We start from the raw sequence: 8901 nt of genomic DNA, 5'->3' as shown, positions 1-8901 counted from the left end.
GTCCTCAAACGCCGGACGGGCTAGTAGTTAGCCTCTCTGGCGTTTGAGGAGCGGGGGTTCGGGGGCGGAGCCCCCGAGGATGGGAACGGGTAGGGGCGGCGGGGGCGAAGAAACACCCCGCCGAACCGTCGCACAACCCGCCCCCACCACTCCACCCCGGACAAACAACCCCACCCCCTCCCCGCCCTACCGTGTACCCATGACCTCCACGCCGCCCCTCACCCACGCCTTCTGGCTCGCCGGCCGCCCGGCCACCGGCGAGACCACCTTCGACGTCACCTCCCCCTGGGACGGACGCCTCGTCGGCAAGGTCGGCGTGCCGACCGAGGCCCAGGTCGAGGAAGCCGTCGCCGCCGCCCACGCCGTCCGCGACGAGTTCGCCGCCACCCCGGCCCACATCCGCGCCGCCGCCCTCGACCACGTCAGCCGCCGCCTCGTCGAGCGCACGGAAGACATCGCCCAGCTCATCTCCGCCGAGAACGGCAAGCCGATCAAGTGGGCCCGCGGCGAGGTCGGCCGAGCCGTCTCGGTGTTCCGGTTCGCCGCCGAGGAGGCCCGGCGCTTCAACGGCGGCGAGGCCCAGCGCCTCGACACCGACCTCGGCGGACAGGGCCGCCTCGCCCTCACGCGCCGCTTCCCCAAGGGCGTCGTCCTCGGCATCGCCCCCTTCAACTTCCCTCTCAACCTCTGCGCCCACAAGATCGCCCCGGCGATCGCGGCAGGCGCCCCCATCATCCTCAAGCCGGCCCCCGCCACCCCCCTCTCCGGCCTCCTCATCGGCGAACTCCTCGCCGAGACCGACCTGCCCGCCGGCGCGTGGAGCATCCTCCCGGTCGCCAACGACCGTATGCCCGCCCTCGTACAGGACCCGCGGTTGCCCGTGATCTCCTTCACCGGCTCCGAGAAGGTCGGCTACGCGATCATGGACTCGGTCCCGCGCAAGCACTGCACCCTCGAACTCGGCGGCAACGGCGCGGCGGTCGTCCTCGCCGACTACGCCTCCGACGCCGATCTCGACTGGGCGGCGACCCGTATCGCCACGTTCTCCAACTACCAGGGCGGCCAGTCCTGCATCTCCGTGCAGCGGGTCATCGCGGACGCCTCCGTGTACGACCGGCTGCTGCCCCGTATCGTCGCCGCCGTCGAGGCCCAGGTGACCGGCGACCCGGCCGACGGCGCCACCGACGTCGGGCCGCTGGTCAGCGAGGACGCCGCCAAGCGGGTCGAGACGTGGGTCGATGAGGCTGTGCGAGCCGGTGCGAACCTTCTCGCCGGGGGCAAGCGCGACGGTGCCTCCTATGCGCCCACCGTCCTCACCGACGTACCCGCCGATGTCACCATCTCCTGCGAGGAGGTCTTCGGGCCGGTCCTCACCGTGCAGAAGGTGGACGGCGAGACCGCGGCCTTCGCCGCCGCCAACGACTCCAAGTACGGCCTCCAGGCAGGCGTGTTCACCCACGACCTCCAGGCCGCCTTCCGCGCCCACCGCGCCCTGGAGGTCGGCGGTGTCGTCATCGGCGACGTGCCCTCCTACCGCGCCGACCAGATGCCGTACGGCGGCGCCAAGCAGTCCGGGGTCGGCCGCGAGGGCGTCAAGTTCGCGATGGACGACTACACGTACGAGCGCGTCCTCGTACTGACCGGCCTCGCCCTCTAGCTAATGGGAACCGTTTTCACATACACTCGCCGATGACGCGAACGCGCCGTCACGAAAGGGTCCGGCACCGATGCCTTCCGGTGCCGGGCCCCTTCCATGCCCCCTTTCATGCGTCGGCTTCTCCGGACCCTCAGCCGGAGAAGCCGACGTGCGCGAGCCTCAGCGGGCCGCGCAGCCTCACGCGTACGTCGCGCACGCCGTCGACGGCCAGCGCCGCCCGCCCCGTCGTGTAGTCGTACGGGCCCCCGGTCGGCGTCGGTGTCAGTACGGCCGTCGCCGCGCGGTCGTCCAGTACGACCTCCACCTCCACGACTCCCTCGCCCGCCGTCGTCACCGTGACCTCCGTGACCCCCGCCCCGAAGTCGCAGTCCCGGTAGAGGAGTTCGGCTTCTCCGCTCCCCGTGGGTGTCACCGCGTCGCCCGACACCTTCGTACGGTCGACGATCTCGATGCCCCTCTGCTCGTCGAAGTCGGCCGCCGACAGGCCTAGTTGGCGCACCGGGCGCGGCACAGACGGTGTGCCGGTCACCTGGACCGTCGTACGAGCGCGGATGTCCTCGCTCGACGCGCCCGCCAGGAGTTCGTACGAACCCGGGGCGAGGCGCCGGCCGTTGCTCCCCGCGTCCCAGAACTCCAGGCAGCTGAGCGGGAGTTCGAAGGACATGGTCGCCGACTCTCCCGGTGACAGGGTGACTCGGCGGTGGGCCACCAGTTCCCGGCGCGGGCGGGCGACCGGTGACTCCGGCGCCCTCGTGTACAGCTGCGCCACCTCGTCCGCCATGACGTACCCGGTGTTGGCGACAGTGAACGACACCCGGAGCGTCTCCTCGTCCGCCACCTCCGCCGTCAGGTCGCCGTACGCGAACGTCGCGTACGACAGGCCGTGGCCGAAGGGGAACAGGGGGGTGCCCTCGAAGTAGAGGTACGTCTGCCGGGAGCCGATGACGTCGTAGTCCAGCAGGTCGGGGAGGTCGGCGTCGGCCGCGTACCAGGTCTGCGGGAGGCGGCCCGCCGGTGAGACGTCGCCCGCCAGGACGCGGGCCAGCGCCGTGCCCGCCGCCTGGCCGCCGTGCGCCGTCCACAGGGCCGCCGGGAGGTCCGTGACGTCCACCGCGTACGGGTATGCCGAGGTCAGGGCCAGGACTGTGCGCGGGTTCGCGTCGCGGGCCGCCGTCAGCAGGCGCTGCTGGTGGGCGGGGAGATGGAGCGTCGTACGGTCCTCCGTCTCGCGGCCGTTGATGTGCGGGTCGTTGCCCGCGACCACCACGACCACGTCCGCCCGCGCGGCCACTCTCTTCACCGACTCCTCACCGCGTTCGGTGACGATCAGCTCGAAGATCTCCGGAGGCGTCTCCTTCTCGTCGGCAACCTTCACGCCGTCGGCGGCGACAGAGACGTGGCGACCCGTACCGACGTGCCTGAGGAGGTGGTGGTGGTTTTCAGCAGAATTGGTCGAATCGGGGGAGTTCTGCGGCTCCAGGCGGAACGTCTCCTGGACCACCCAGCCGCCGGGCTGGTCCGCCGACGCCCGTACGTAGCCGTCCTCCGCGACCGAGAGGTAGCGGCCGTCGGGGGCCCGCAGCGTCAGGACGCCCTCGCCCCAGTCGATCAGCGCGAACTCGGTGCCCTCGGCCTCGGTGGTGAGCGGGGGCAGGTCCGTGCGGCCCGCGAGGAGGGCCGGGTCCAGCGCGCCCTCGGCGCCCCGGGCGACGTCCGGCGCGTCCTCGGCGGGCGGTACGTGCAGGAACGTACCCGCCGACGTGCGCAGCCGTACGCGGTCCACGCCCTCGGCGAACTCGACACGCTCGGCGCCGAAGCGCTCGTACAGGGCCTCCAGCGGTGTCGAGCGGTGGATGAGGGTGCCGCTGTACCAGTCGGCCTTGCACTCGTCGGCGAGCAGGCCGACGACCGCGATCCGGGTGTCGGGGGCCAGGGGGAGCGTCGCGTCGTCGTTCTTCAGCAGGACGATCGCCTGCTCCGCCGCCTCCTGGGCGAGGGCGCGGTGGGCCGGGGTGTCGAAGTCCTTGGTGTCGGCGTACGGGTCGTACTGCGGGTCGAACTCGCCCAGCCGGAAGCGGACCGAGAGCTGACGGCGGACCGCCCTGTCGATGTCCGCCTCCGTCAACAGGCCCTGGGACAGGGCCCCTTGGACACGGGCGATAATTTTCGTGGAGTCCGTTCCGTGATCGGTGAAGCTGTCCACGCCGGCGATCAGCGCGGCGGCCGTCGCCTCCTCGTGGGTGTCGAAGTAGTGCTCCGAGTCGACCAGGTTGGAGGGGGCCGCCGCGTCCGAGCAGACCAGCAGGTCGGCGTCCGTCCAGGTGCGCAGGTGCTCGCCCAGGAGCGGCGAGACGTGGTTGGGGCGGCCGTTGACCAGGTTGTACGCGGGCATCACCCCGGCCACCGCACCCGCCTCGACCGTCTCGCGGAAGGCGCGCAGATCGTACTCGTGCAGGACACGCGGGCGGACGGAGGAGGAGGTGACGTCCCTTCCCGTCTCGTTGTTGTGGGCCAGCCAGTGCTTGAGGACCGGGGCCGTACGCCAGTACGCGGGATGGTCGCCGCGCAAGCCGCGCGTGTACGCGGTGGCGATCGCCGAGGTCAGCTTCGGGTCCTCCGAGTAGCCCTCCTCGTTGCGGCCCCACAGCGGATGGCGCAGCAGATTGACCGTCGGTGCCCAGACGTTGAGGCCGACGCGGTCGTCGCGGGCGCGCATCGCCCGGACCTCCTTGGACACCGCCTCGCCGACGCGGTGCACGAGTTCCTCGTTCCAGGTCGCGCCGAGACCGACCGCCTGCGGGAACACCGTCGCCGGGCCCATCCAGGCCACTCCGTGCAGCGCCTCCTGGCCGGTGCGGAAGGCGGCGATGCCGAGGCGCTCCACGGCGGGCGCGAACTGGTGGAGGAAAGCCACCCGTTCGTCGAGGGTCAGGCGCGACAGCAGATCGTCGATGCGCTTCGCGGTCGGCAGCTGCGGATCGCGGAATGGCGGCGAAGACGGCGTTTGTGCGGTCACGTGGGGTTCCCTTTGCGATCTGGCGGCGAGGCACATTCGAAGCGCTTCGATGCTCATTCGACGTGGGGGTGGGTGTCAAGAGACCCAGGTGCAACAAATCCGTTTCCCGCCCGTGATGTCAAGCGGCATACGGGGGCGGTTCGGGCCGCCTGGCAGGGCCCCACACCTCGGAGGAATCTTGGAGCCGACCCTTGTGCACCCTCAGGTGTTCACTTAACCTCGCAGCAACATCGAAGCGCTTCGACTAACTGGGAGCCACCGGGAGCACCTCCTGGAACGCCACCCGGGAAGAGCGGTCCTCCGCAGTCATCCGAGGACTCCCTCGACCCGACCAGTCACGAGAGTCACGCCAGTAACACACAAGACACCGCAGCCGACGGCTCCACCGCCGGGTGTCCTGGTGCGCCATGAAGGGTTGACGCAATGACGCCGAATGCCTCCTCCGCCTCCTCCGCACCGAGCCGGAGAAGCTTCCTCGCCTCCACGGCGGTCGCCGCCGCCGCGGTGGTGGGCGGGATGCCGCTGCTCGCCGCCTGCGGTGGCTCCGGCGGCGGTTCCAAGGACGGCACCACCTCGGGCAAGGACGCGAAGAAGATCCTCCCGACCTTCGTGGCGCAGAACGTGGTGACGCCCGACATCCCGTCGAAGAACGGTTCGTCGATCGGCTTCAGCAGCAAGCTGGACATGGCGGCCCTGAAGACCTCGGTGGCCCAGAAGCTCGGCAAGGGCAGCAGCATCAAGATCATGTCGCCGTTCTGGGGCACCCCGCCGAAGGGCGACAACCCGTACTACACGGCGATGAACGCCCTGACCGGCGTCGATGTCACCTGGCAGAACCAGGACGGCAACACCTACGACGAGAAGCTCGGCGCGGTCCTCGCCTCCAGCGACATCCCGGATGTCGTGGTCATCCCCGGCTGGAACATGGGCGGCAAGATACCGAGCGCCATCAACAGCAAGTTCGCCGACCTCGGCCCGTACCTCTCCGGCGATGCGGTCAAGGAGTTCCCGAACCTCGCGGCCATCCCGACGGAGGCCTGGCAGCGCTCGATCTTCGGCGGCGCACTGCGCGGTCTGCCCATGCCGGCCTCGTACGTCGTCAACATCGTGCCGTACTACCGCCAGGACATCTTCGAGGCGAAGGGCTACGAACTCCCCACGTCCGCCGACGAGTTCCTCTCGCTGGCCAAGGACATCACCAACGCCAAGGCCAAGGTCTGGGCGTGCGACGACATGAAGTGGACGGCGTTCAACGTCTTCGGGGTGCTCTCCGGCTCCGAGAAGTCCCTCGGCTGGAACCTCGTCGACGGCAAGCTGGTCTACCGCGTCGAGACCCCCGAGTACCTCGAAGCCCTGGAGTGGACGCGGAAGTTGTACGCCGCCGATGTCGTCCACCCCGACGCCAAGGCGCAGAACCAGGGCGACTCCGGTCTCCGCTTCACCTCGGGCGAGGTGCTCATGTTCAACAACGACATCTCGACGTGGTGGGGCAAGACGGCCGAACAGGCCACCCAGAACAAGGAGTTCCGCATCGGGGGCATGGACATCTTCGGCCACGACGGCGGGGACCCCACCCTGTTCGCCGTCCAGCCCGCCGGGATCTTCGCCTTCGTCAGCAAGAAGGCCTCGGAGAAGACGATCCGTGACGTGCTGGCCGTCGCCAACGTGACCGCGTCCCCGTACGGCACCAAGGAGTACATGCTCACCAACTACGGGGTGGAGGGCACGCACTACACGGTGAAGGACGGGGTGCCCACGAAGAACGACAAGGGCAACCAGGAGGTCACCAACGCCTTCGTCATGGTCGCCAGCCCCGCCTCGACCATCGCCCACCCGGACTTCCCCGACATCGCCAAGGCGCAGGTCGAGTGGCAGCAGCGGATGGGCGCGTTCACGAAGAAGACGCCGTTCTTCGGCATGCAGGTCGTCGAGCCGACCCGCTGGACCAACCTCTCCAACGACTTCGAGCAGTTGGAGGACGACATCGTCCGCGGCCGCAAGAAGATCAGCGACATGCAGCAGGCGGTGTCCGACTGGAAGAGCCAGGGCGGCGACCAGCTGCGCGACTGGTACCAGAAGCTGCTGGACGCCAACGGCGCGGCGAAGTGACCCGGAGCTGAGGCAAGGAGACGGCCGTGTCCCACAGCACGGTGCCTCGCGGCGGTTCCGAGGCAGAGACCCAGAAGCAGTCGGCGAGGAAGGCCCGGATGACGGCCGGGAAGGTGATCGGGAAGCAGGCCGGGACCTCGGAGGTGTCCGGCGACGCCACCGGGACCGGTGCACCCGGGCCGGCCCGCCCCTCGGGCAAGCTGCGCCTGCGGCTGCGGCTCAGACGCGACCGCACGCTCCTGCTGATGACCGTGCCCGCGCTCGTGCTGGTCCTGGTCTTCAACTACATCCCGATCCTGGGCAATGTCGTCGCCTTCCAGGAGTACGACCCCTACGTCAGCGACAACGGCTTCGTCGCGATCTTCCACAGCCCCTGGGTCGGCCTCGAACAGTTCCAGCGGATCTTCGAGGACTCCGCGTTCTGGGACGCCGTACAGAACACGCTCGTCCTCTTCTCCCTCCAGCTGCTCCTCTTCTTCCCCATCCCGATCCTGCTCGCGCTGCTCATCAACAGCGTGATCAGGCCCCGGATACGCGCGGTCTCCCAGGCGATCCTGTACCTGCCGCACTTCTTCTCCTGGGTGCTCGTCATCACCGTCTTCCAGCAGATCTTCGGCGGCGCCGGCATCATCGCGCAGACCCTGCGACAGCACGGGTACGAGGGCTTCGACCTGATGACCGACCCCGGGATCTTCAAGTTCCTGGTCACGGCGGAGGGCGTCTGGAAGGACGCCGGCTGGGGCATCATCGTCTTCCTCGCCGCGCTGGCCTCCGTGAGCCCCGACCTGTACGAGGCCGCCGCGATGGACGGCGCCGGCCGCTGGCGCCGCATGTGGCACGTCACACTGCCCGCGCTGCGCCCGGTGATCGCCCTGCTGCTCGTGCTCCGCGTCGGCGACGCCCTCACGGTCGGCTTCGAACAGATCCTGCTCCAACGCGACGCGGTCGGACCGGGCGCGGCGGAGGTCCTCGACACCTTCGTGTGGTGGAACGGCGTACGCAACCAGGACTTCAGCTACGCCGCCGCCGCGGGACTGGTCAAGGGCGTGGTGAGTCTCGGGCTGGTCCTCGCGGCGAACAAGGTGGCCCATCTCATGGGCGAGCAGGGGGTGTACAAGAAGTGAGCGCCACGACCGATGAACGGCCCCGTGCCGCAGCCGGGCGGAGTGTGGCGGCCCCGAGCCGCTGGGCCGCCCCGCCCCGGCCCGCCTGGGAGGACGAACCCAGCAAGGCCGGGCTCGCCGGCAAGGGCATCGTCCTGGTGGGCGCCTGCCTCGGGGTTCTCTTCCCGCTGTGGATCGTCGTCGTCACCAGCCTGTCCACGAAACAGACCATCACCGAGGCCGGCGGTCTCGTGATGATCCCCAAGGGCATCACCTTCATCGCCTACCAGGAGCTGCTGAGCGGCGGCCAGGTCACCCGGGCCAGCCTCGTCAGCCTGGGCGTCACCCTCGTCGGCACGCTGTTCTCCATGACGGTGTCGATCCTCGCGGCGTACGGCCTCTCCCGCGTCGGCTCGGTCGGCCACCGCTGGATCCTGATGACCTTCCTCGCGACGATGTTCTTCGGCGCCGGCCTCATCCCGACCTATCTGCTGGTGCAGTCCCTGGGCCTGACCGACACCTACCTCGCGCTGATCCTGCCCAGCGCGATCAGCGTCTTCAACATCCTGGTCCTGCGCGGGTTCTTCATGGGCATCTCACCCGAACTCATCGACAGCGCACGCATCGACGGAGCCGGTGACTGGCGGATCCTCTGGACGATCGTGATGCCGCTGTCGCGGGCCGTCATCGCCGTCATCACGCTGTTCTACGCGGTCGGCTACTGGAGTGCCTGGTTCAACGCGTCGATCTATCTGAGCGACCAGGACATGATGCCGCTGCAGAACGTGATGATCCAGCTTGTGCAGAAGCAGGAACCTCCGGTGGGGATGGGGCAGGCGATCAAGACGGGGCAGCTTTCTGCGCTTGCCGTGCAGATGGCTGTCATGACGTTGGCGTTGTTGCCGGTGGCTGTGTTGTCGCCGTTTGTGCAGCGGCACTTCAAGAAGGGCATGTTGACCGGGGCGATCAAGGGCTGACGGTCAGGTTTCGCGGTACGGGGTGCCGCTTGCTGTCGG

5 protein-coding genes are annotated in these 8901 nt (G+C 69.2%); 4 read left to right on the top strand and 1 reads right to left on the bottom strand.

The window, feature by feature from the left end; genetic code table 11:
- Positions 1–199: 199 nt before the first annotated feature.
- The gene (locus tag ACWCRB_RS35200; protein WP_450999934.1) at positions 200–1657 is read left to right on the top strand and encodes an aldehyde dehydrogenase family protein; all 1458 of its coding nucleotides are present in this window, start codon (positions 200–202) and stop codon (positions 1655–1657) included.
- Positions 1658–1787: 130 nt separating this feature from the next.
- On the opposite strand, the gene ACWCRB_RS35195 is transcribed toward ACWCRB_RS35200, so the two are convergent.
- Positions 1788–4673, bottom strand: coding sequence for a glycoside hydrolase family 3 C-terminal domain-containing protein (locus ACWCRB_RS35195; RefSeq protein WP_450999933.1), 2886 nt, complete (start codon positions 4671–4673; stop codon positions 1788–1790).
- Between the two features lie 423 nt (positions 4674–5096).
- On the opposite strand from ACWCRB_RS35195, the gene ACWCRB_RS35190 reads away from it, so the two are divergent.
- Genes ACWCRB_RS35190 through ACWCRB_RS35180 form a run of 3 tightly spaced genes read left to right on the top strand, consistent with a single transcriptional unit; the run spans position 5097 to position 8862 of the window.
- Positions 5097–6782 carry an extracellular solute-binding protein gene (locus tag ACWCRB_RS35190; RefSeq protein ID WP_450999932.1) on the top strand — a complete coding sequence of 562 codons (1686 nt, stop codon included), beginning with the start codon at positions 5097–5099 and terminating at the stop codon, positions 6780–6782.
- Positions 6783–6808: 26 nt separating this feature from the next.
- Positions 6809–7906 (top strand): ABC transporter permease, encoded by a 1098-nt coding sequence (locus tag ACWCRB_RS35185; RefSeq protein WP_450999931.1) that lies wholly within the window; start codon positions 6809–6811, stop codon positions 7904–7906.
- Positions 7903–8862 (top strand): carbohydrate ABC transporter permease, encoded by a 960-nt coding sequence (locus ACWCRB_RS35180; protein WP_450999930.1) that lies wholly within the window; start codon positions 7903–7905, stop codon positions 8860–8862. Before ACWCRB_RS35185 ends, ACWCRB_RS35180 begins: the two co-directional genes overlap by 4 nt.
- Positions 8863–8901: the final 39 nt, after the last annotated feature.

This window comes from Streptomyces sp. NPDC002156 (assembly GCF_053593675.1).
The sequence above is the reverse complement of the archived record's forward strand: the minus strand, read 5'-3'. Positions and strand labels throughout refer to the sequence as shown.